This window comes from Armatimonadota bacterium (assembly GCA_031081675.1).
GTDB lineage: Bacteria > Sysuimicrobiota > Sysuimicrobiia > Sysuimicrobiales > Kaftiobacteriaceae > Calidihabitans > Calidihabitans tengchongensis.
Genome location: JAVHLZ010000020.1, coordinates 9,605 through 30,335, shown reverse-complemented (window position 1 = coordinate 30,335; position 20,731 = coordinate 9,605). Strand labels below are relative to the sequence as shown.

Annotated in this window: 22 protein-coding genes, 1 tRNA gene and 1 pseudogene; 18 read left to right on the top strand and 6 right to left on the bottom strand. The window is 72.7% G+C overall.

Translation table 11 applies throughout. From position 1 onward, the window contains the following. Nucleotides 1-356: 356 nt before the first annotated feature. From RB150_08485 to RB150_08460, 6 genes are all read left to right on the top strand, one after another. A complete protein-coding gene (locus tag RB150_08485) occupies nt 357-1,466 on the top strand; it encodes a PstS family phosphate ABC transporter substrate-binding protein (GenBank protein ID MDQ7820571.1) in 1,110 nt (369 codons plus the stop codon). A gap of 51 nt (nt 1,467-1,517) precedes the next feature. Next, a complete protein-coding gene (gene pstC / locus RB150_08480; protein ID MDQ7820570.1) occupies nt 1,518-2,471 on the top strand; it encodes a phosphate ABC transporter permease subunit PstC in 954 nt (317 codons plus the stop codon). After that, nucleotides 2,468-3,349: a phosphate ABC transporter permease PstA gene (pstA, locus tag RB150_08475; protein MDQ7820569.1), complete on the top strand. Its 882-nt coding sequence runs from the start codon at nt 2,468-2,470 to the stop codon at nt 3,347-3,349. The genes pstC and pstA overlap by 4 nt, the downstream gene beginning before the upstream one ends. Before the next feature lie 10 nt (nt 3,350-3,359). Further along, the gene (gene pstB / locus RB150_08470; protein MDQ7820568.1) at nt 3,360-4,178 is read left to right on the top strand and encodes a phosphate ABC transporter ATP-binding protein PstB; all 819 of its coding nucleotides are present in this window, start codon (nt 3,360-3,362) and stop codon (nt 4,176-4,178) included. Nucleotides 4,179-4,185: 7 nt separating this feature from the next. Then, nucleotides 4,186-4,860 (top strand): phosphate signaling complex protein PhoU, encoded by a 675-nt coding sequence (gene phoU / locus RB150_08465; GenBank protein MDQ7820567.1) that lies wholly within the window; start codon nt 4,186-4,188, stop codon nt 4,858-4,860. Between the two features lie 97 nt (nt 4,861-4,957). Continuing rightward, nucleotides 4,958-5,149 (top strand): hypothetical protein, encoded by a 192-nt coding sequence (locus tag RB150_08460; protein MDQ7820566.1) that lies wholly within the window; start codon nt 4,958-4,960, stop codon nt 5,147-5,149. 2 nt (nt 5,150-5,151) lie between these two features. Here RB150_08460 and RB150_08455 read toward each other — a convergent pair whose 3' ends face one another. Further along, nucleotides 5,152-5,538, bottom strand: coding sequence for an arsenate reductase ArsC (locus tag RB150_08455; GenBank protein MDQ7820565.1), 387 nt, complete (start codon nt 5,536-5,538; stop codon nt 5,152-5,154). A gap of 486 nt (nt 5,539-6,024) precedes the next feature. On the opposite strand from RB150_08455, the gene RB150_08450 reads away from it, so the two are divergent. Together RB150_08450 and RB150_08445 are read left to right on the top strand one after the other, a co-directional pair. Further along, nucleotides 6,025-6,573, top strand: a complete 549-nt coding sequence (locus RB150_08450; GenBank protein ID MDQ7820564.1) for an ECF transporter S component — start codon at nt 6,025-6,027, stop codon at nt 6,571-6,573. Nucleotides 6,574-6,690: 117 nt separating this feature from the next. After that, a complete protein-coding gene (locus tag RB150_08445; protein MDQ7820563.1) occupies nt 6,691-8,295 on the top strand; it encodes an amidohydrolase in 1,605 nt (534 codons plus the stop codon). Nucleotides 8,296-8,358: 63 nt separating this feature from the next. On the opposite strand, the gene RB150_08440 is transcribed toward RB150_08445, so the two are convergent. The 4 genes from RB150_08440 to RB150_08425 all read right to left on the bottom strand — a co-directional run bounded on the left by RB150_08440 (nt 8,359) and on the right by RB150_08425 (nt 9,504). Further along, nucleotides 8,359-8,535 (bottom strand): hypothetical protein, encoded by a 177-nt coding sequence (locus tag RB150_08440; protein ID MDQ7820562.1) that lies wholly within the window; start codon nt 8,533-8,535, stop codon nt 8,359-8,361. A gap of 142 nt (nt 8,536-8,677) precedes the next feature. Further along, complete coding sequence (locus RB150_08435; GenBank protein MDQ7820561.1) at nt 8,678-8,851, bottom strand: hypothetical protein; 174 nt, start codon at nt 8,849-8,851, stop codon at nt 8,678-8,680. Nucleotide 8,852: 1 nt separating this feature from the next. After that, on the bottom strand, nt 8,853-9,086 hold the full coding sequence (locus RB150_08430; protein ID MDQ7820560.1) for a hypothetical protein: 234 nt from the start codon (nt 9,084-9,086) through the stop codon (nt 8,853-8,855). A gap of 16 nt (nt 9,087-9,102) precedes the next feature. Then, the gene (locus tag RB150_08425) at nt 9,103-9,504 is read right to left on the bottom strand and encodes a hypothetical protein (protein ID MDQ7820559.1); all 402 of its coding nucleotides are present in this window, start codon (nt 9,502-9,504) and stop codon (nt 9,103-9,105) included. Nucleotides 9,505-9,569: 65 nt separating this feature from the next. Between RB150_08425 and RB150_08420 the strand changes: the two genes are divergently transcribed. From RB150_08420 to mgtE, 4 genes and pseudogenes are all read left to right on the top strand, one after another. Further along, nucleotides 9,570-10,022: a hypothetical protein gene (locus RB150_08420; protein ID MDQ7820558.1), complete on the top strand. Its 453-nt coding sequence runs from the start codon at nt 9,570-9,572 to the stop codon at nt 10,020-10,022. A gap of 12 nt (nt 10,023-10,034) precedes the next feature. Beyond that, nucleotides 10,035-10,265: pseudogene (locus RB150_08415) on the top strand (thioredoxin family protein). Between the two features lie 63 nt (nt 10,266-10,328). Next, on the top strand, nt 10,329-11,699 hold the full coding sequence (locus tag RB150_08410; protein MDQ7820557.1) for a M20/M25/M40 family metallo-hydrolase: 1,371 nt from the start codon (nt 10,329-10,331) through the stop codon (nt 11,697-11,699). Nucleotides 11,700-11,742: 43 nt separating this feature from the next. After that, nucleotides 11,743-13,053 (top strand): magnesium transporter, encoded by a 1,311-nt coding sequence (gene mgtE, locus RB150_08405; GenBank protein ID MDQ7820556.1) that lies wholly within the window; start codon nt 11,743-11,745, stop codon nt 13,051-13,053. 93 nt (nt 13,054-13,146) lie between these two features. Here the strand turns inward: mgtE and RB150_08400 are convergent. Then, nucleotides 13,147-13,233 (bottom strand) — tRNA-Leu (locus RB150_08400). Between the two features lie 122 nt (nt 13,234-13,355). Between RB150_08400 and RB150_08395 the strand changes: the two genes are divergently transcribed. The 6 genes from RB150_08395 to metG all read left to right on the top strand — a co-directional run bounded on the left by RB150_08395 (nt 13,356) and on the right by metG (nt 20,615). Continuing rightward, on the top strand, nt 13,356-15,701 hold the full coding sequence (locus RB150_08395) for a DUF1998 domain-containing protein (GenBank protein MDQ7820555.1): 2,346 nt from the start codon (nt 13,356-13,358) through the stop codon (nt 15,699-15,701). 12 nt (nt 15,702-15,713) lie between these two features. Next, nucleotides 15,714-16,193: a TIGR00725 family protein gene (locus RB150_08390; GenBank protein MDQ7820554.1), complete on the top strand. Its 480-nt coding sequence runs from the start codon at nt 15,714-15,716 to the stop codon at nt 16,191-16,193. A 4-nt stretch (nt 16,194-16,197) separates the two neighbouring features. Continuing rightward, nucleotides 16,198-17,052 carry a 16S rRNA (cytidine(1402)-2'-O)-methyltransferase gene (gene rsmI, locus RB150_08385; GenBank protein ID MDQ7820553.1) on the top strand — a complete coding sequence of 285 codons (855 nt, stop codon included), beginning with the start codon at nt 16,198-16,200 and terminating at the stop codon, nt 17,050-17,052. Continuing rightward, nucleotides 17,052-17,321 (top strand): DUF2007 domain-containing protein, encoded by a 270-nt coding sequence (locus RB150_08380; protein ID MDQ7820552.1) that lies wholly within the window; start codon nt 17,052-17,054, stop codon nt 17,319-17,321. The genes rsmI and RB150_08380 overlap by 1 nt, the downstream gene beginning before the upstream one ends. After that, nucleotides 17,318-18,217, top strand: coding sequence for a dihydrodipicolinate synthase family protein (locus RB150_08375; GenBank protein MDQ7820551.1), 900 nt, complete (start codon nt 17,318-17,320; stop codon nt 18,215-18,217). Before RB150_08380 ends, RB150_08375 begins: the two co-directional genes overlap by 4 nt. 421 nt (nt 18,218-18,638) lie before the next feature. Next, nucleotides 18,639-20,615, top strand: coding sequence for a methionine--tRNA ligase (metG, locus tag RB150_08370; protein MDQ7820550.1), 1,977 nt, complete (start codon nt 18,639-18,641; stop codon nt 20,613-20,615). The last annotated feature ends 116 nt before the right edge of the window (nt 20,616-20,731 follow it).

The window sequence follows — 20,731 nt, the reverse complement described above, 5'->3', positions numbered from 1 at the left end:
AGAAGCGTACACGGGCGCACCCCCCTCCGTCCATCCGGCGTCGCACGGGTCTGCGGAGAGCACGCTTCCCGCCAGGACGTTCCAGCGCCAGGAACAGGCCTCGCCCGGAGCCCTTCACACGGGTTTCGCCCGCCCTTGGCGTCCCGTTCACCCGGCCTTGGGAGTCGGCGTGCTACCGTCAGGCCGCATAGCCGGAGGCGCCCCCAGACGGGCGGCCGACACGCCGGTCCGGTCACAAGGCGACGGGATCCCGCCGGCCCGGCAGAAGAGGCGGCCGGCCTGTGCGGGGCGTCCCGGCCACTCTCCCGTGGATCCGGAGGTGCTCTGTGGGGTGCCGGCAGAGAGGATGCAGGTGGGTGGGGGTGGTGGCGCTGCTGACGGGGCTGGTGGCGGGGATGCCGGGCCGGGCCCAGGACCGGCCGGGCGCCACCGCCAGTCCTCCGGGGACCGTGGTGGTGGACGGGTCCAGCACCGTGGGGCCGCTGACGAGCGCGGTGGCGGAGGAGTTCCGCAAGACGGCTCAGGGCCGGAACGTGCGCATCACCGTGGGGATCAGCGGAACCGGTGGGGGGTTCAAGAAGTTCTGCGCCGACAGCCCCCAGTCCCGCACGGACATCCAGGACGCCTCCCGGCCCATCCGGCCTGAGGAGGACGAGGCGTGCCGGCGCCACCAGGTGAGCTACGTGGAAGTCCCCGTGGCCATCGACGGGCTCAGCGTGGTGGTGCACCCCCGCAACACGTGGGCCACCTGCCTCACCCTGGGCGAGCTCAAGCAGATGTGGGAGCCCGAGGCGGAGCGGAAGATCACCAGCTGGCGCCAGATCCGGCCCACCTTTCCGGACCGGCCCCTGCGGCTGGCGGGAGCCGGAGCGGACTCGGGGACGTTCGACAGCTTCACGGAGATGGTGGTGGGCAGAGCGAAGGCCAGCCGCGGGGACTACCTGGCCACCGAGGACGACAACGTGACCGTGCAGTTCGTCGGCCGGGACGAGGGGGCCCTGGGCTACTTCGGGCTGGCCTACCTGGAGGAGAACCTGGGGCGCGTGAAGGGGGTCGCCATCGACCCCGGCGCGGGCGCAGGCCTCACGTCCAACGACCAGTGCCGCGGGATCGAACCCACCTTTGACAACACCAAGTCAGGCCGCTACCCGCTGACCCGTCCCCTCTTCATCTACCTGAACCGCACCAGCGCCCTGACCAGGCCGGAGGTGCGCGAGTTCGCCCGCTGGTACGTGGGGGCGGGCACGGGCGTGAACCTCCAGGTGGACGACCCCCGCCAGCGGGGGAAGAAGACCAGCCTCACGCGGGCGGTGGGCTACGTGGAGTTCCCCGACGCGGTGTACGCCGCTGCGCGCCAGTGCGTGACGCGGCTGCGGCCCGGCACCGCCTTCCGGGAGGGCGGCCAGGCCGCGGGGCACGCCACCCTGGACCGGGTGAGCACGGAGTATGTGGCCCACTGCCGGTGACGCATGACAGGCGGTCGGCCCGGCGGGGCCCGGAGACGGGAGGAGCGGTGGGTGGAAGCCGCTCTGGCAGCGAGCGCGCTGCTCTCGGTGGGGATCACTGTCGCCATTGTGGCGGTGCTGGCCTTCGAGACCGTCCAGTTCTTCCGGCTCCCCCTGGACGCCGCAGACCCGAGACTCGTGCCTGTCCGGGCGGACCTCCAGCGGTTCGCGGAGGCCCGCCCCGACCTGGTGGGTCATCCCTGGCGGCTGGTGCGGGAGTTCTTCACCGAGACCACGTGGAGCCCGCTGTTCAGCACCAGGCGTTTCGGCGTCCTTCCCCTGGTGGCGGGCACCGTGCTCACGAGCGCCATCGCCCTGGCGGTGGCGGTGCCCCTGGGCCTGCTGGCTGCGGTGTACCTGAGCGAGTTCGCGCCGGACTCCGTCCGGGGGCGGGTGAAGCCCGCCCTGGAGGTCCTGGCCGGGGTCCCCACCATCGTCTACGGGTACTTCGCCCTCACGTTCGTGACCCCGTTTCTGCAGGACCACCTGTTCGGAGCGGCCCTGGCCGCCCAGAACGCCCTGTCCGCGGGCCTGGTGATGGGGATGATGATCCTGCCTCTGGTGTCCTCCCTCAGCGAGGACGTCATGCGCGCCGTACCCGTGGACCTGCGGTACGGGGCGTACGCCCTGGGCGCCACCCGCATGGAGGTGGCGGTGCGGGTGGTCCTGCCGGCGGCTTTGTCGGGGATCGCGGCCGCATGCGTGCTGGCCCTGTCCCGGGCGGTGGGGGAGACCATGATCGTGGCCCTGGCCGCGGGGCAGAGGCCCACCTGGACGGCGAACCCCCTGGAGACGGTCGAAACCGTCACCGCGTTCATCGTGCAGGTGAGCCTGGGCGACACCCCGTACGGTTCGGTGGAATACCGGACCCTGTTCGCGGCGGGGATGCTGCTGTTTGCGGCGACGTTCGTCATGAACGTGTTGAGCGTGCGGGTGGTCCAACGCTTCCGGGAGCGGTACCTGTGACCGCTGTGGCCGTGGAGCAGCTCTGGCGGCGACGTCTGGAACGGCGGAAGGCTTTCGCGCGGCTGTTCGTGGCCGCCTGCCAGGCCGCCACCGTCCTCGGTCTGGTGTTCCTGGCGACCCTGCTGGTGGACGTGGCCCGGGACGGGGCCGCCTACCTGCGGCCGGAACTGGTGACGAACTTCCCCTCACGGTTCCCCCACCAGGCGGGCTATGCCAGCGCCCTGGTGGGGACCCTGTACGTGGCGGGTCTGATGAGCGTCGTGGCCTTCCCCCTGGGGGTGGCCGCGGCGGTCTACCTGGAAGAGTACGCGCCGCCCGGCCGCCTGGCCCGGCTGCTGGAGGTCAACATCGCGAACCTGGCCGCGATCCCCTCGGTCCTGTACGGCCTTCTGGGCCTGGGGCTGTTCGTGGAAGGGCTGCGGATGGGCAAGAGCGTGCTCGCGGGGGCGCTGACCCTGACCCTGCTGGTCCTGCCTCTGACCATCCTGTCCAGCCGCGAGGCCATCCGGGCGGTCCCCTTCTCCGTCCGCGAGGCCGCGTACGCCCTGGGCGCGACCCGCTGGCAGGTGGTGCGGCATCACGTGCTGCCGTACGCGTCCTCGGGCATCCTCACGGGGACCATCCTGTCGCTTTCCCGGGCCGTGGGCGAGACGGCTCCCCTCATCATGCTGGGGGCGTTGCAGTACGTGCCTTTTCTGCCGCGCGGCGTGTGGGATTACTTTACGGTCCTGCCCATCCAGATCTTCAACTACGTGTCGCTCCCGAATCCGGAGTTTCACCGGCTGGCCGCGGCGGGCATCCTGGTGTTGCTGGCGGTCCTGCTGGTCCTGAACGGTGCCGCCATCGGGTTGCGGAACCGTGCCTGCATCCGGTGGTGAGGAGGAGACCATGGACACGGCGGTTCAGGCGCGCTTGAAGCCGGAGGTGGCGCACCGGGCAGTGGCCCCGGGTGTGCCGGTCCTGCGGGTGGAGGACCTGCGCGTGTGGTATGGGGCGCAGCCCGCCCTGCGGGGCGTGACCCTGGAGGTCCCGGAGCACCGCATCACCGCAGTCATTGGGCCCTCGGGCTGCGGGAAGAGCACCCTGGTGCGCGCCATCAACCGGATGAACGAGCTGCTCCCCGGGGTCCGCACCGAGGGACGGGTGCTGTTCCGCGGTCAGGATCTGTACGCCCCGGGTGTGGATCCCGTGGAGGTCCGGCTGCGGATCGGCATGGTCTTCCAGAAGCCGACCCCGTTTCCCAAGTCGGTGTACGAGAACGTGGCCTTCGGCCTGCGGCTGCACCGGAGCCTGAGCCGGCGGGAGCTGGACGAGCGGGTGGAGCGGGCCCTGCGGCAGGCGTCCCTGTGGGACGAGGTGAAGGACGACCTGCACCGGAAGAGCGGCCTGGAGCTGTCCGGCGGCCAACAGCAGCGGCTGTGCATCGCCCGGGCGCTGGCGGTGGAACCCGAGGTCCTGCTGCTGGACGAACCCTGTTCCGCCCTGGACCCCATCTCCACGGCCCGCATCGAGGCCCTGATGGAGGACCTCGCCCGGGACTACACGCTGGTGATCGTCACCCACAACATGCAACAGGCCGCCCGGGTGTCGGACGTCACCGCCTTCCTGCTGAACGGGGAGCTGGTGGAGTGGGGGACCACCGAGGCGGTGTTCACCCGACCGGTGGACCCGCGCACCGAGGACTACATCGCGGGTCGGTTCGGGTGAGGATCCCGTGACCGAGCGGGGACGTCACTTTCGGGGCACCTACGACACGGCCCTGCGGGAGCTGGAGGCCGATGTGGCCCGCCTGGGCCGCCTGTGCGGGGACCTGATCCACCGGGCGGTGGACGCCCTGGTGCGCCAGGACCCGGAGCAGGCGCGGGCCGTCATCGCCGCCGACGACGACGCGGACCGCCTGCACCTGGAGGTGGAACGGCAGGTGGCCCGGGTGATCGCCACCCAGCAGCCGGTGGCCACCGACCTGCGGGAGCTGCTGTCCATCCTGGTCATCTCCCTCGACCTGGAGCGGATGGCCGACCACGCCGAGGCCGTGGCCCGGGCCGTCCTGCGCCTGGGCCGGGGGCCGCTGCCCGCGTCGGTGGGGGACATCGTGCAGATGGAGCAGGTAATCCAGCGGATGCTGTCCGACGCCCTCCAGTCCTTCGCCGGCCGGGACGCCGTCCTGGCCGAGGCGGTGTCCCGCCAGGATGACGTGGTGGACGCTCTGCGGTCCCGGGTGGTCGGGGACCTGCTGACCGCCATGAGGGAGGATCCGGGCGCCACCCCTCGGGCCGTGGACCTGATCCTGGTGGCCCAGCACCTGGAGCGGGCCGCCGACCACATCACCAACGTCGCGGAGCGGGTCGTCTACATCGCCACCGGGCAGCTGCGCGAGCTGAACGTGTGACCCGCTCCCCCGCCGCGCGGGGGGCGTTGCCGGCTGCTTCACGCGCCCTTGACGCGCCCTTGACCTTCGGCGGCTAGGGTAGAATTAGGGGTCCAGGATGGCCGTCACCGCGCAGCAGATCCGGATCACCCGGGAAGAGGACGGAACCCGACGGGCCGAAGTGGCGCTGGCCGGAGACCAGGCTCTGCCTGCCGATGTCGTGCTGCAGGCGGCCGAGCGGCTGCGGGCGGCGCTGCGGGCGGTGGGCGTCACCCGCGTGTCCATCACCGTCGCGCCGCCGGAGGAGTAGCCTCACCCGGTCGCCGTCTCGTCCGGCAGCCGGCGCACCAGCTCGGCGATCCGCCGCCGTAGCTCATCACGCAGGTCCCGGTAAAACTGCAGTTCCGTGGTGCCCGCGGGGTCGGGCAGGGGCCAGTGCTCGCTGGCGGCGCCGGGAATCACCGGGCACGCCTCCTCCGCGCACAGTCCCACCACCAGGGCCACGTCGGGGCCCAGGGCGTCCCGGAGGTGCGTGGGTCGGTGGCCGGAGATGTCGATGCCCACCTCCCGCATCACCTCCACCGCCTGCGGGCGCACCCGCGCTGCCGGCTCCGTGCCCGCGGAGCTGGCCCGCCACCCGGGCGGAGCCATGCTGTTGAACAGGCCTTCCGCCATCTGGGAGCGGGCGCTGTTGCCCACTCAGACAAACAGGACGCGCTTCATGCGTCCGCCCTCCCACTTCCTTCTTCCCTCTTCCATCTTCCCTCTTCCCTTCCGTTGAAACGTTGGAGCGTTGGAACGTTGAAGCAGTGGTCGTACGTTGACCGCCTCTCCCCCCCATGCTAGCATGGGCGGTGACAACCACACAGCGCGACCTTCGGGGCAGGGTGAGCTCCGCGACCGCGGGGCAATTCCCGACCGGCGGTGACAGCCTCCAGAGGGCTGGAGCCCGCGACCCGACCTGCCGCGTCCGACGCGCGGGAGGACGGTGGACACCGGTGAGAGTCCGGGGCCGACGGTACAGTCCGGATGGGAGAAGGTCGGACGCCTGAGTGAGCAGTCCCAAGACCCGGGACCCGTCCGTGGTTTCCGCGGACCTGCGCTCAGGCCGTTCTGCCCGGGCCGGCGGACCAGTCCGGCTCGGTCCGGGGTCCCTGCCCCCGTGGTCGGACGAGGGGGGCAGGGATGAGACGCGTTGCCCAGGTGGGCGTGCTGGGGGCTGCGGCCTTCGCCTTCATGTACTTTGACTTCCCGCTGCCGCCGTTTCCGCCGTTTCTCAAGTACGATCCCGGCGAAGTGCCCGCGCTGGTGGCCACCTTCGCCCTGGGGCCTGGCTATGGGGTGGCGGTGGAGTCGGTGAAGGCGCTGCTGATCAGCGTGTTCCGCTCGGGGACCACCGGCGGGCCGTTTGGAATCTTCATGAATTTCCTGGCGGGAGCGACCCTGGTGGCCGTGGCCGGATGGTACTACCGGGTGGAGCACACCAAGGTCGGCGCCCTCAAGTCCCTGGCGCTGGGAGTGGCGGCGATGACCGGCGTGATGGTCGCCGCCAACATCCTCCTCACCCCCATCTTCTACGGCATCCCGCGCCCTCAGGTCATCGCCCTGGTCCTGCCGGCCCTGCTGCCGTTCAACCTGCTCAAGGGGACCATCAGCTCGCTGATCACCTTCTTCGTGTACAAGCGCGTCCGCGTATTTCTGTACGAGTGGATTGCCGACCGGGCGGCCTGGTAGCGGCGGCAGCGAGGCCCACTTGTTCTGCGCGATCTCCCCGTCCCGATTCGGAGGAGGGAATCGCCCCGCTTCCCTGTCAGATCGAGCAGATTGTGAAGATCGAGGAGACTGAGAAGATTGAAAATTTTCACAGGCGGACGCATCTATACCCTGGATCCGGCCCGGCCGGTGGCGGAGGCGCTGGCGGTCCGGGACGGGCGCATTGTCGCCGTGGGCGCCTCCGCGGAGCTGGCGCGAGCGTGGGCGGGGGCGGCGCGCGTGGATCTGGGCGGGCGTACGGTTCTGCCTGGCTTCGTCGACAGCCACATCCACCTGGCCGGCTACGGCTTCAGTCTCACCCGTGTCGACCTGCGCGCCGCCCGCACGCCGGCGGAGGCGGTGGCGCAGGTGGCCGCGGTGGTGGCGCGCCACCCGCCCGGAGAGTGGGTCCTGGGCCGCGGGTGGGACAAGAATGTCTGGCCGGACGGACGCCTGCCCACCCGGGCCGACCTGGACCCGGTCAGTCCGCGCCACCCGGTGGCCCTGGGCAGCAAGGACGGCCATCTGCTGTGGGTCAACTCCCTGGCGCTGCGGCTGGCCGGCGTGGACCGGCGCAGCCCGGATCCGCCCGGGGGCGAGATCGTTAGAGACCACGCCGGAGAGCCCACCGGGGTGCTGAAGGAGCGCGCCACCGACCTGGTCTGGCGCATCATCCCCCCGCCGGACGAGCAGGCGGTGGAGCGGGCCATCGCGCAGGCGGTTGCGGCCCTCCACGAACGTGGCATCGTGGGCGTGCACGCCATGGCCGGCACCGATCCCGCCGACGGCGAGCTGACGCTGCGGGCCTGCCGGCGGCTGGCGGACGCGGGGCGGCTGCGGCTGCGGGTGTGGGTCGCCCTGCCGCTCTCGGTCCTGGATGAGGCCGCGGAGACGGGGCTGCGCACGGGGGTGGGCGACGACTGGGTGCGGGTGGGGCCGGTCAAGATCTTCGCCGACGGCACGCTGGGCTCCCAGACGGCCAGCATGCTGGAGCCCTTCGACGGCCAGCCCGACAACACCGGCATCGCGGTGCTGGACCGGGAGGAGCTCATCGACGCGCTGGGCCGCGCCGTGGAGGCCGGGTGGTGGTGCGCGGTGCACGCCATCGGCGACCGGGCGGTGCGCTGGACCCTGGACGCCTGTGAGGCCCACCATGACGCCTCGCGTCGCCGGGGAGCGCGCCACCGGATCGAGCACGCGCAGCTGGTCCATCCCGACGACGTTCCGCGTCTGGCGGCCCTGGGGGTGGTGGCGTCCATGCAGCCGGTGCACTGTCCCAGCGACCGCGAGGTCGCCGAGAGGTACTGGGGCCGCCGGTGCCGGTGGGCCTACCCCTGGAGGTCGCTGCGGGAGGCCGGTGTCGTGCTGGCCTTCGGCTCCGACGCGCCGGTGGAACCTCCCGGCGTGCTGGAGGGACTCCACGCCGCGGTCACCCGCCGGCGTCCGGGCGCGCCGGCCGAGGCCGCGTGGCACCCCGAGCAGGCGCTCACCCTGGAGGAGGCGGTGCGGGCATACACCCTGGGGGCCGCCCACGCCACGGGAGAGGATCGCACCCGCGGGGCGCTGGGGCCCGGCCGCGCCGCCGATTGTGTGGTGCTCTCGGACGATCCGTTTGCCGGGACGCCCGACGATCTTCTGCGGATCCGGGTCGTGGCCACGGTGGTGGCGGGGGAGGTTGTCTACGCGGGACCGGGTTGGGGTTGAGTGAAGCGTTGAAACGTTAGCGTCGGGGGTCTGCGGGCGTCAGGCGACCGTCAGCCGCAGCCGTCAGCGGTCACCGTCTTCGGGCTCCTCGTCCTCGGGGGCCGCTTCTTCCAGCAGGTCCATCTCCATCTCGTAGCCGCAGTCCGGGCAGACGTACACGGCCCGGCCGCGGCGGGCGCGTCCCCGCGGTTCCATCTCCGCGCCGCACTGGGGACAGGGGGCGGTCAGAGGGAACTCCATGGGAACGCTCCGGGGCGGTCGCCCGCGCCAGCGGCGACGGGTGTGGGCGGGGAAGACATCCGGTCGCCGGGCCCGCATCGGGAGCCGGCGGACGCTGTCCGGGCGGGGGCCCGTCTCCCGGAAGCGCTCCTCACACGGACTGCTAGCGGGCAGGCGAGCGACGCCGCGGGCCCTCCGCCTCCAGGCCGGCCGCATCCGCCGCGATGCGGTAGTCGCAGATGGTGCATTCGTACCACAGCCCGTGGACCTCGTCGGGTTCGTAGCGGAGGACCATCACGGTGTCACAGTTGGGACACGTGGGCGCCTGCGCTCGCACCTCAGGTCCCCTCCCCGCTGGGGTTCGGCTCCGCCCGGGGGGCCTCCTGCCCCCGGGCCTCGTCGCGCGGTCGGTAGTCGGCCTTGCGGTAGGTCAGGCGCCGGCCGCAGTGCGGGCAGCGGTGATAGTTGGCCGCCAGCGTCCCGCGGGCGAAACTGCGGCGGTCCAGCCGCAGTCCCGTGTCGAACTCCCGCCCGCAGTTCCCGCAGACAACCCACAGCGCCAGCTTGCCCATGGCCGCATCCGCACCGTCAGGGCGTCCCGCCGGGACGGCGAAGATAGCGGTCCACGTCCGCCCGCTGCCACAGCGCCTCCCGCCCGCGGCCGTACAGCGGCGCCGGAAATCCCGGCCGGTCGGCCAGGGCTTCGGCCGCCGCCGGGGGCAGCCCCGCCATCCCCGCGGCTTCGACGGCGGTCACCACATCCACGCCCTCGGTCACCAGCCGGCAGAGGGCTTCCAGAAACCCGTCGCGGGCGCCCGCCCGCGTCAGGAGGAACTTGGCGGCAGACCGGCCGCGGGGGTGGGCCTGCTTCATCACGGTGGTGTAGCGGCGCAGGTGTGCGGGGTAGCCCCGCAGATGCGCCAGCACCCGGTAATCCACCTCCAGCGCCGTCCGGTCCACCCGGCTGTCCCGCCCCACGGGAATGGGCATCCCCCCGATGCGGTTATCATAATCGTAGCACGGAATCGTCGCGCAGACGCCACCGGAGGATCCCCATGCCGTTTCTCACCGAGCACGATGCCGCCGTTGTGCGGGACCGGCTGGCCCGCGAGATGGTGCATCCGGTCACCCTGGAGTTCTACGCCCCCACCACCAGCGGGCTGGCCCTGCCCACCGACGACGGTCAGATCGCCGAGTACGTCCGCCAGATCCTCGCCGAGGTCGCCGCCCTCTCACCGCTGGTGACGGTGGTTCCCATCAGCACCCTCGCCGAGCCCGAGCGGGCGCGGGCCCGGGGCATCGCCTGCACGCCGGCCACCGCCGTTCTGGGGGCGCAGGATTACGGCCTGCGGTTTTACGGGATGCCGGCGGGGTACGAATTTGCCACCCTGCTGGAGATGATTGTGGCGGCATCCCGGGGGCGGGGGGATCTGTCCCCGCGGACGCGGGAGGTCCTGGAGCGCCTGCCAGGTGAGGCCCACATCCGGGTGTTCGTGACCCCTACCTGACCCCACTGCCCTCGGGCGGCCAGGCTGGCCGCCCATCTGGCGGTGGAGAGCCCCCGCGTGAGGGCGGACATCATCGAGGCCAGCGAGTTTCCGGATCTGGCCCGGCAGTATGCGGTGTACGCGGTGCCCAAGGTGGTCATCAACGACGCGGTGGAGTTCGTCGGCGCCCAGCCCGAGGATGTGTTCGTGGGCTACGTGGTGCAGGCGGCCGGACCGGGGAGGCCGCCGTCCGGGGCGGGGTGAGCCGCGGGGCCCGCCGGCGGCAGGGGTCCGGCGTCGGCGGCGGGAACACAGTCAGGCGGATCCATGACCGACCTGTTCGCCTACATCGACGCGCATCGCCAGCAGTTCATCGAGCGCCTGCAGTGGTTGTGCCGCCAGCCCAGCATCGCCGCCCAGCAGGTGGGGCTGCGGGAAACCGCCCAGATGGTGGCGGACCTGATGGCCCGCGTGGGCCTGCGCCCCCGCCTGTATGACACCGGGGGAGCGCCGGTGGTGGTCGGGGAGGCGGGCGACGGTCCCCGCACGTTGCTGATCTACAACCACTACGACGTGCAGCCTCCCGACCCGGTGGAGGAGTGGGAGTCCCCTCCCTTTGCCGCCGAGATCCGGGACGGCAAGCTGTACGCCCGCGGTGCCGCCGACAACAAGGGGAACCTGGTGGCCCGCCTGTGCGCGGTGGAGGCCTGGCTGGCCACCCGGGGGCGCCTGCCCCTGCGGGTGCGCTTTGTGGTGGAAGGGGAGGAGGAGGTGTCGTCGGCGCACCTGCACGAGTTCGTGCGGCGCCACCCCGACCTGCTGCAGGCCGACGGGTGCCTGTGGGAGGCCGGCGGCAAGGACCTGCAGGAGAACCTGGGCATCTACATGGGCGCCAAGGGCATCCTGTACATCGAGCTGGAGGCCCGGGGCGCCAACCGCGACCTCCACAGCAGTCAGGCCACCATCGTCCCCAACCCCGCCTGGCGCCTGGTGTGGGCGCTGGCCACCTTCAAGGACCGGCACGAGAACATCCTCATCGACGGCTTCTACGACGAGGTGGTGGAGCCGACCCCCGAGGAGATGGAGCATCTGCGCCGCCTGGCCGCCGTGCGGGATGACGACCTGCGCCGGCGGGACCTGGGCCTCGACCAGTTCCTGCTGGGGGTCACGGGGCTGCAGCTGGTCAAGCGCAATCTCTACCAGCCCACCTGCACCATCTGCGGTCTCTCCGCCGGCTATACCGGCCCCGGCAGCAAGACGGTCCTGCCGCACCGGGCCATCGCCAAGGTGGACTTCCGCCTGGTGCCCGACCAGCGCCCCGAGGACATCTTCGAGAAGGTCACCCGCCACCTGGCCCAGCACGGGTTCGCCGACATCCAGGTGCGCCTGCTGGGGGCCGAGCGGCCGGCCCGCACGCCCGTGGACTCGCCGCTGGCCCGCGCGGTGGTGGAGACGGCTCGCGAGGTCTACGGGCGGGACCCGGTGGTCTCTCCCCTGATGGCCGCCACCGGCCCCATGTACGAGCTGGCAGCCCAGTTCGGCACCCCCGCGGTGGGTGCGGGCTGCGGGTACGCCCACAGCAACGCCCACGCCCCCAACGAGAACATCCGCCTGGACGACTTCATCCAGCACGTCAAGCACGTGGCGCTGCTGTTCGAGCGGTTCGCCGGCGCGGAGCCGTCCCGGCCTCCGGGATAGGCGTCCGCCGCCCGCTCCAGCGCTCGCTCCCGGAGGGAACCCCATGTCCCAGCCCGCGACCCTGCCCGACCTGGCGACCCTGCGGGCCCTGCCGCCCCGGGACCTGGCCGATACGCTGCTCGCCCTGTCCCCCGCCGAGCTGGGCGCGCTGTTCGAGCGGTTCGGGGATGAGGCCATGGCCGAGCTGGTGGGCGAGCTGGACCCGCGCGACGCCGCCCGCCTGATCCGCAAGCTCAGCCGCCCGGCGGCGGCCGACCTGCTGGAGGAGATGGCGCCCGACGAGGCGGCCGACGTGGTCGAGGAGCTGCCGCCCGAGCAGGCCGAGCCGCTGCTCACCGAGGTCGAACCCGAAGTCGCCCGGGAGATCCGGGAACTGCTGGCCTACCCGCCCGAGAGCGCCGGGGGGATGATGACTCCCCAGTACGTGGCCATCTCCCCGGACCTGACCGCCGACGAGGCGCTGGCGCACCTGCGGCGGCTGGCCGAAGAGGCGGAAGTGGTCTACTACGTCTACGTCACCGATCCCGCGACCCGCCGGCTGCTGGGCGTCCTGTCCCTGCGCAACCTGGTCCTCAGCCGTCCCACCACCCCGGTCCGCGACCTGATGATCCGGGAGGTGATCCGGGTGCGGGCGGACGCCCCCCGGGAGGAGGCGGCGCGCCTGCTGGACCGGCACCACCTGATCGCGTTGCCGGTGGTGGACGAGCAGGACCGGCTGCTGGGGGTGATCACCGCCGACGACGCGGCCGACGTCCTGCTGGAGGAGGCCGGGGAGGACCTGGAGCGCGTGGGCGGCGCGCAGCCGCTGGACGAGCCCTACATCACCGCGTCGCCCCTCACCCTGGCCCGCAAGCGGGTGGGCTGGCTGCTGTTGCTGTTCGTGGCCGAGGCCTACACCGGCACGGTCCTGCGCCACTTTGCCGACGAGCTGGAGCGGGTGGTGGCGCTGGCGTTCTTCATCCCCCTGCTCATCGGCACCGGCGGAAACACCGGCTCCCAGGTGGTGACCACGGTCGTCCGGGCCATGGCCATGGGGGAGGTGAGGATGCGGGACGCATTCCGGGTGTGGCGCAAGGAGGTGGCCACGGCGGTGCTGCTGGGGGCGGCCATGGCCGCGGCCGCCCTGCTCCGGGCCCGCCTGCTGGGGGTTGCCCCGGAGGTGGGCCTGACGGTGGCCCTGGCCGCCGCGGCGATTGTCCTGTGGGCTGCCACGGTGGCCGGGTTGCTGCCCCTGGTCCTGCGGCGGCTGGGCGTGGACCCCGCCGTGGTGTCCGCGCCGCTCATCGCCACCCTGGTGGATGGGACAGGCCTGGTGATCTACTTTGAGGTGGCGCGCCGGGTGCTGGGTCTGTGAGAGGGGTCCGGACGGGGGAGGGCAATCGCGGGCGCCCGGCATCACCCCACAACACGTGGCGCCGCATCCGGGCGGATGCGGCGCCCCAGCGGATGGTGCGGAAGGAGGGATTTGAACCCCCACGGGGTCGCCCCCACAGGCTCCTGAGGCCTGCGCGTCTGCCAGTTCCGCCACTTCCGCAACCCGGCACATACCACGATACTGACGGCCCGCCGACAGTGTCAAGCGGGCCCCCGGAGGCGCCTGTGCCGGCCCAGGCATCCGCCGCCGGCCGCCGAATGTGTGGGGTAGGAGAGCGGGCGATGGACGCGCGGGCGATTCTGGACGACCTGAAGCGCCGCCGGGACTACGCCGGCCAGATCGTCTGCGAGCGCTACCTGCCTCCGCGGCGGGCGCAGTATGCCGACCTGTCCCCGCCGCTGCCCGAGCCGCTGGCTGCCGCCCTGCGGCGGCAGGGGATCGAGCGCCTGTACACCCACCAGGTGGAGGCCATTCAGGCCGTGCGGCGGGGGGAGCACACGGTGGTGGTCACCGGCACCGCCAGCGGCAAGACGCTGTGTTACACCCTGCCGGTCCTGGAGACGCTGCTGGCCGACCCGCTCGCCCGGGCGCTGTACCTGTTCCCCACCAAGGCGCTGGCCCAGGATCAGGTGGACGCCCTGGCCGGATTCGACCTGCCGGAGGCGGCGGCCGCCACCTACGACGGCGACACGCCCCCCCGCCAGCGGAGCCGGATCCGGGAGGAAGCCCGGATCATCCTCACCAACCCCGACATGCTCCACCTGGGCATTCTCCCCCAGCACCGCCGGTGGGCCGGCCTGTTCCGGTCCCTGCGGTACGTGGTCGTGGACGACCTGCACATCTACCGGGGGGTGTTCGGCAGCCACGTGGCGCTGGTGCTGCGCCGCCTGCGGAGGCTGTGCCGCCTGTACGGCTCCTCCCCGGTGTTCGTGGGGACGTCGGCCACCATCGCCAACCCCGGGGAGTTCGCCAGCCATCTCCTGGGCGTACCGGTGACTGTCGTCGACCGCGATGGCTCCCCCCGCGGCCCGCGGTGGTTCGTCCTGTGGAATCCGCCGCTGGTGGACCGGGCCCGCGCCCGGCGCCGCAGCGCGTACACCGAGGCCACCGCCCTGTTCACCCACCTGGTGCGCGCCGGGGTGCGGACCATCGTGTTCACCCAGGCCCGCAAGATCACCGAGCTGATCTACCGCTACGCGCGGGCCGAGCTGCGCGAGCACGCCCCCCACCTGGCCGACCGCATCCGCTCCTACCGGGCCGGCTACCTGCCCGCGGAGCGCCGCGACATCGAGAGGCTGCTGTTCGCCGGCCAGCTGGTGGGCGTGGTCAGCACCAGCGCCCTGGAACTGGGCATCGACGTGGGCGGCCTGGACGCCGCCATCCTGGTGGGTTATCCGGGCACCATCGCCAGCACCTGGCAGCGGGCGGGGCGGGCCGGGCGCGGCACCGGGGAGGCCGTGGTGATCCTGGTGGCCCTGGAGGACGCCCTGGACCAGTACCTCATGCGCCACCCCGACTACCTCTTCGAGCGGCCGGTGGAGCACGCGGTGATCGACCCGGACAACCCCTACATTCTGGCCGCCCACCTGCGCTGCGCGGCCGCCGAAGCGCCCGTGAGCGCGGCCGACGCCGACGTGCTGGGGGGACGGGTGGAGGAGGTGGCCCGGCTGCTGGAGGAGCACGGCGACCTGCGCCGCCGCGGCGCCGCCTGGGTGTGGGCGCGCCGGGGATACCCGGCCCAGGAGGTGGAGGTGCGCGCGGCGTCGGGAGAGACCGTCCGCATTGTGGACCCGCGGGGGAGGGTGATCGGCACCGTGGACAGGGTGCGGGCGTGCGAGCAGGTGCACCCCGGCGCCGTCTACCTGCACCAGGGCGACTCCTACCTGATCACCGACCTGGACCTGGAGCGCCGGGTGGCCACCGCGGTGCCCGCCGACGTCGACTACTACACGCAGCCCCGGACCACCGTCGACGTGGCCATCGTGCGGCCGCTGCGCCAGCGGCCCCTGGGCCCCACCACCGCCGCATGCGGGCTGGTGGAGGTGACCACCCAGGTGACCGCCTGCGCCCGCAAGCGCCTGTTCAGCGAGGAGGTCCTGGGGGAGGACCCCCTGGACCTGCCCGCCCAGACCCTTTCCACCGCCGCGCTGTGGTGGGTCATCCCGCACCCCCTGGCGGCCGACGTCCGCGCCCGGGGGCTGGATCTGGCGGGGGGCATCCACGCGGTGGAGCATGCGGCCATCGGGGTCCTGCCGCTGCTGGCCATGTGCGACCGGTGGGACCTGGGCGGGGTGTCCTACCCGGCCTACCCCGATCTGGGCGGGCCCACCATCTTCATCTATGAAGGACACCCGGGAGGCGTGGGGATTACCGAGAAGGGATGGGAGCTGGTGGACCGGCTGCTGCAGACGACCCTGGAGGCGATCGAGGCGTGCCCGTGCGAGGCGGGCTGCCCGTCGTGCATCCAGTCCCCCAAGTGCGGCAACCTCAACGAGCCTCTGGACAAGGCCGCCGCGGTGCGGCTGCTGCGAGGATTGCTGCGCGGCCGGGCGGCCCCCGCGCCCGGCGCCGCGGCGGTCCACACGGGGCGCCCGCGCCGCCACGAGCCCCGCCCGCCCCGGCGGTGACCGGGGGCAACGATGGAGGCGGTGATCGGCGTCATCGGCGAAAGCCAGTTCAGCGATCCCGCCCACGAAGCGCTGGCGGAGGAGACCGGCCGGCTGCTGGCGGAGGCGGGGTACGTGCTGGTGTGCGGAGGGCTGGGCGGGGTGATGGAGGCCGCGTGCCGGGGAGCGCGCAGAGCCGGCGGGCTGACGGTGGGGATCCTGCCGGGGGTCGACCGGCGGGACGCCAACCCCTATGTGACGGTGGCCGTGGCCACCGGCCTGGGCCAGATGCGCAACGTGGCCATCGTCCTCACGGCAGACGCCCTGATCGCCATCGGAGGCGGGTACGGCACGCTGTCGGAGATCGGCCACGCCCTGCGGGCCGGCAAGCCCGTGATCGGGTTGCGCACGTGGGAGGCCGTGCGGGCCGGCACGCGGGCGCCCGTCACCGTGGTGCAGACGCCCCGGGAGGCGGTGGAGGCGGTCCGGGCGGCGCTGGCGGACCGCCGGTAGGGCGATGGGGACCGGCACCCTGTACGTGGTGGCCACGCCCATCGGAAACCTGAACGACATCACCCTGCGGGCGCTGGAGGTTCTGCGGAGCGTGGACGTCATCGCCTGCGAGGACACCCGTCACACCCGGGTGCTGCTGGACCGCCACGGGATCCGCACGCCGCTGGTGAGCTACCACGAGCACAACGAGGACCGGCGCGCCCCGGAACTGCTGGCCCGCCTGAAGGCCGGCCAGTCGGTGGCCCTGGTGAGCGACGCGGGCACGCCCGTGCTCTCCGACCCCGGGTTCGTCCTGGTGCGTCGGGCCGTGGAAGAGGGTATCCCGGTGGTGCCCGTGCCCGGGCCCAGCGCCATCACCGCCGCCCTGTCGGTGGCCGGGCTGCCGCCCGACCGGTTTGCGTTCGTGGGCTTCCTGCCCCGCCGGCGCGCCCAGCGGCGCCGCCTGCTGCAGGAGGTGGCGGCCCTGCCGTGGACTCTGGTGGCATTTGAAGCGCCCCACCGGATCCAGGAGGCGCTGGAGGACGTGGTGGCCGTGCTGGGCGACCGGCCGGTGGCGCTGGTGCGGGAGATGACCAAGACGTTCGAGCAGGTGATCCGGGGCCGGGCCTCCGAGGTGCTGGCGGCGGTGCGGGAGCGGCCGCCCCGTGGGGAGCTGACGCTGGTGGTCGGCGGGGCCCCGCCGGCGGCGGCGCCCGGCGCGGCCGAGGCGGTGCGGGCCCTGCTCCAGGCCGGCCGGTCGGTCCGGGAGGCGGCGCAGGAGGTGGCGCGCACCTGCGGCCTCTCCCGCCGCGAGGCGTACCGCCTGGCCCTGGAGGCAGCCGGGCGGCGCGTTCCCGGTCGCGACCCTCCCGGGAGGTGATGGTCCTGCCCCGGTGGATCGGGCCCGCGCGCGACTACGTCTCGGTCTACCAGGCCGGCAGCGAGGCCGAGGCGCTGCTGGTGGTGGAGATTCTCGCGCAGGCCGGCATCCCCGCCGCCGCCCGCAGCCGCCAGGTGCCGGGCTACGGCGAGGTCATCCGCCGGGCGTCGGGGGTGTGGGGCGACGTGCTGGTGCCGGCGGGCCGGGAGGAGGAAGCCCGCCGATCTCTGGCCGAGTACCTGCGGGTGATGGAGGAGGGAGGTCGGTGACGCGACTGAGAGGGATCATTCCCCCCATGGTGACCCTGTTCGACCGCGACGGGCGCCTGGACCTCGACGCCGCCGAGGCGCACGTGGAGTTCCTGCTGCGCGGCGGCGTGCACGGCGTGTTCGTTCTGGGCAGCACCGGTGAGGTGATGCACCTGACGCCCGACGAACGCCGGACGCTGGCCGAGCGGGTGGTCCGCGCCGTGGGCGGCCGCGTGCCGGTCCTGGTGGGGTGCGCCAGCACGTCCACCGAGGAAGCTGTGGCCCTGGCCCGCCACGCCCAGCAGATCGGCGCCGACGGGGTGGTGGTCCTGCCCCCCTACTACTGGCCGCCGTCCGACGCCGCCATCGAGGCCCACATCGGCGCCGTGGCACGGGCGGTGGACCTCCCGGTCGTCATCTACAACTTTCCGGCCGTGGTGGGACGGAACATCTCCCCCGCCCTGGTGAGGCGGCTGGTGGACGCGTACCCCACGGTCCTGGGCATCAAGGAGACGGTGGACAGCGTCGGCCACGTTCATGAGGTCCTGGCGGCGGTCAAGCCCGCGCGGCCGGAGTTCAGCGTCCTGTGCGGGTACGAGTTCCACCTGCTCAACACGCTGCTGTCGGGCGGCGACGGCGCCATTCCGGCGGTGGCCAACTTCGCGCCGCACCTGCCGGTGCAGGTCTACGCGGCCGTGCAGGAGGGCCGCCTGGCGGACGCCGCCGCCCTGGTGCGCCGCCGCCTGGGGCTGGCGGCCCTGTACCACCTGGATGCGCCGTTCTTCGTGGTGATCAAGGAAGCGATGGTGCTGCTGGGGTTGATCCCCCACGCCACGGTCCGGCTCCCGGCCGTCCCGCTGTCCGACGCCGGGCGGGAGCGCCTGCGGGCCCTGCTGGCCCAGGCCGGGCTCCTGTAAGCGCGCCCCCAGGCCCGGTCAGGGTGTGCGGCCGGCCCGGCAGCCGGGTGGGGCCGGAGCCCCGCGCGTTTGACAGCCGTCCCCGCCCTTTTTACAATGACCCCAGCGATGAGGAAGCGGGAGTAGCCGCCCCCGGCCGCGCGAGCGAGCCGGGCGGGTGGGAGCCGGCCGGACGGGGGCGGCGAACATGGCTTCCGAGCAGGCGGCCTGAACAGCCGGCCGGCGCCGGAGCCGGCGTCGGCCGGCCAGTAGGGTCACCCGGCGGGCCTCCGAGATCGGGCCAGGGAGCGGCGGTGCGCAGGCGCCGGCGGCTCCTGCGACGAGGCGCTGCGGGCGCTGACCGGGGTGGTACCACGGGAAGACCTCTCGTCCCACGGGCGAGGGGTATTTTGTTTGAGGGACGGGGGAAGAGGTGACGGCCGTGAGGGGAGGACGGTTCTACATCACCACCGCCATTGACTACGTGAACGCCAGCCCTCACATCGGGCACGCCTACGAGAAGATCATCGCCGACGTGCTGGCGCGGTTTCACCGGCTGCGGGGGGAGGAAGTGCGCTTTCTCACCGGCACCGACGAGCACGGCCAGAAGAATTTCACGTCGGCGGCGGCCGCGGGGAAGGACGTCCGGCAGTTCGTGGACGAGAACGCCGCCCGGTTCCGGGCGCTCGCCGACCAGCTGCACCTGTCCATCGACGACTTCATCCGCACCACCGAGCCGCGCCACCACCGCGGGGTGGCAGCCCTGTGGCGGCGGGTGGCGGCCCACGGCGACTTCTACCGCAAGAACTACCAGGCGCTGTACTGCGTGGGCCACGAGGCCTTCGTGACCCGCAGCGACCTGGTGGACGGGCGCTGCCCGGTGCACGACGCGGAACCCATCGTCATTGAAGAAGAGAACTACTTCTTCCGGCTGTCCCGCTACCGCGGGGCGCTGCGGCGGCTGTTCGAGGAGCGCCCGGACTTCGTCGTGCCCTCCTCCCGGTACGGGGAGATGCTGAACCTCATCGACACCCTCGAGGACATCTCGGTGTCGCGGCCGGTGGAGAAGCTGTCCTGGGGCATTCCCGTGCCCGACGATCCCACCCACGTCATCTACGTCTGGTTCGACGCCCTCACCAACTACATCTCCGCCCTGGGGTTCGGGGCCGGCGAGCCCGCCGAGGAGGAGTTCCGGCGCTGGTGGCCCCACAGCCACCACCTCATCGGGAAGGACATCAACCGGTTCCACTCGCTCCTGTGGCCGGCCATGCTCCTGTCGGCGGGGCTGGAACCACCCCGGCAGATCCTCGTCCACGGCTTCATCACGGTGGAGGGCCAGAAGATCAGCAAGACCCTGGGCAACGTGATCGATCCGGTGGCGGTGGCCCGGGAGCTGGCCGACGCCTCGGGAGCGGCCGTGGATGTGTGCGTGGACGCCATCCGGTACTTCCTGCTGCGGGAGATCCCCTTCGGCGAGGACGGGGACTTCAGCCGCACCGGGCTGGTCCACCGGTTCAACGCCGACCTGGCCAACGACTACGGCAACCTGCTGCACCGGACGCTGCCGCAGGTGGAGCGCCACTTCGGCGGCCAGGTGCCCGCCGCGGGGCCGTCCACGGCGGCGGAGGAGCGGCTACGGCAGACGGCCACCGAGGTGGCGGAGGCGGTGGACCGGGCGGTGGACCGCCGGGATTTCAAGGGTGCCCTGGAGGAGATCTGGCGGCTGCTGGGCGCGGCCAACAAGTACATCGACGAGGAGGCGCCCTGGCAGGCGGTGCGGGCAGACCCGCGACGGGCCGGTACGGTGCTCTACCACACCCTGGAGGCCGTCCGGGTGGCCACCATCCTGCTGTCGGCGTGGATGCCGGTGGCGGCCGCCCGGGTGTGGGACCAGCTGGGGATTCCCGCGCCCCTGTCGTCGCAGCGCCTGGACGACGCCCGGCGGTGGGGCGGCCTGCCTTCGGGGGTCCGGGTGCGGCCCGCGGCGCCGGTCTTCCCCCGCATCGAGGCCCGGGTCGCCGTCGAGGCCCGCCCTCCGTCGCCGGGACCGCAGGGACCGACCGGCGCGGAGGCCGGGGCCGGAGGTCCGGAGGCCGCCACCGTGACCATCGACGACTTTCGCCGGCTGGACATCCGGGTGGGCACGGTCCTGTCGGCCGCGCGGGTGCCCGGAACCGACAAGCTGATCGAGGTGAAGGTGGACATCGGCCGGGAGGTCCGCACGCTGGTCACCGGGCTCATCCCGCACTACCAGCCCGAGGACCTGGTGGGACGGCGGATCATCGTCCTGGCCAACCTGCAGCCCCGGCGCGTCCGCGGCGTCACGTCCCAGGGCATGCTGCTGGCGGCGGAGTGGGACGGGCAGGTGGCGCTGCTCACGGTGGACCGGGACGCCCCCACGGGAGCCCGCATCAGCTAGTCCGGGGACAGTCCCCGCCCGCTGCCGGGGAGACCGGGCCTTCTCCCGCCGGCCCCGTTCGCGCTCCGCCCGAAGACCGCCGTGCGCCCGGGGGCTTCCTGCGGGGACTGTCCCCG

Excerpts from the sequence above, each read along its gene's own strand:
- RB150_08430 (MDQ7820560.1), bottom strand. The coding sequence starts at position 9,086 with ATGGGCAAGCTGGCGCTGTGGGTTGTCTGCGGGAACTGCGGGCGGGAG.
- RB150_08450 (MDQ7820564.1), top strand. The coding sequence starts at position 6,025 with ATGAGACGCGTTGCCCAGGTGGGCGTGCTGGGGGCTGCGGCCTTCGCC.
- RB150_08420 (MDQ7820558.1), top strand. The coding sequence starts at position 9,570 with ATGCCGTTTCTCACCGAGCACGATGCCGCCGTTGTGCGGGACCGGCTG.
- RB150_08390 (MDQ7820554.1), top strand. The coding sequence starts at position 15,714 with ATGGAGGCGGTGATCGGCGTCATCGGCGAAAGCCAGTTCAGCGATCCC.
- RB150_08440 (MDQ7820562.1), bottom strand. The coding sequence starts at position 8,535 with ATGGAGTTCCCTCTGACCGCCCCCTGTCCCCAGTGCGGCGCGGAGATG.
- RB150_08395 (MDQ7820555.1), top strand. The coding sequence starts at position 13,356 with ATGGACGCGCGGGCGATTCTGGACGACCTGAAGCGCCGCCGGGACTAC.
- RB150_08410 (MDQ7820557.1), top strand. The coding sequence starts at position 10,329 with ATGACCGACCTGTTCGCCTACATCGACGCGCATCGCCAGCAGTTCATC.
- rsmI (MDQ7820553.1), top strand. The coding sequence starts at position 16,198 with ATGGGGACCGGCACCCTGTACGTGGTGGCCACGCCCATCGGAAACCTG.
- pstB (MDQ7820568.1), top strand. The coding sequence starts at position 3,360 with ATGGACACGGCGGTTCAGGCGCGCTTGAAGCCGGAGGTGGCGCACCGG.
- RB150_08425 (MDQ7820559.1), bottom strand. The coding sequence starts at position 9,504 with ATGCCCATTCCCGTGGGGCGGGACAGCCGGGTGGACCGGACGGCGCTG.
- RB150_08380 (MDQ7820552.1), top strand. The coding sequence starts at position 17,052 with ATGGTCCTGCCCCGGTGGATCGGGCCCGCGCGCGACTACGTCTCGGTC.
- RB150_08460 (MDQ7820566.1), top strand. The coding sequence starts at position 4,958 with ATGGCCGTCACCGCGCAGCAGATCCGGATCACCCGGGAAGAGGACGGA.
- mgtE (MDQ7820556.1), top strand. The coding sequence starts at position 11,743 with ATGTCCCAGCCCGCGACCCTGCCCGACCTGGCGACCCTGCGGGCCCTG.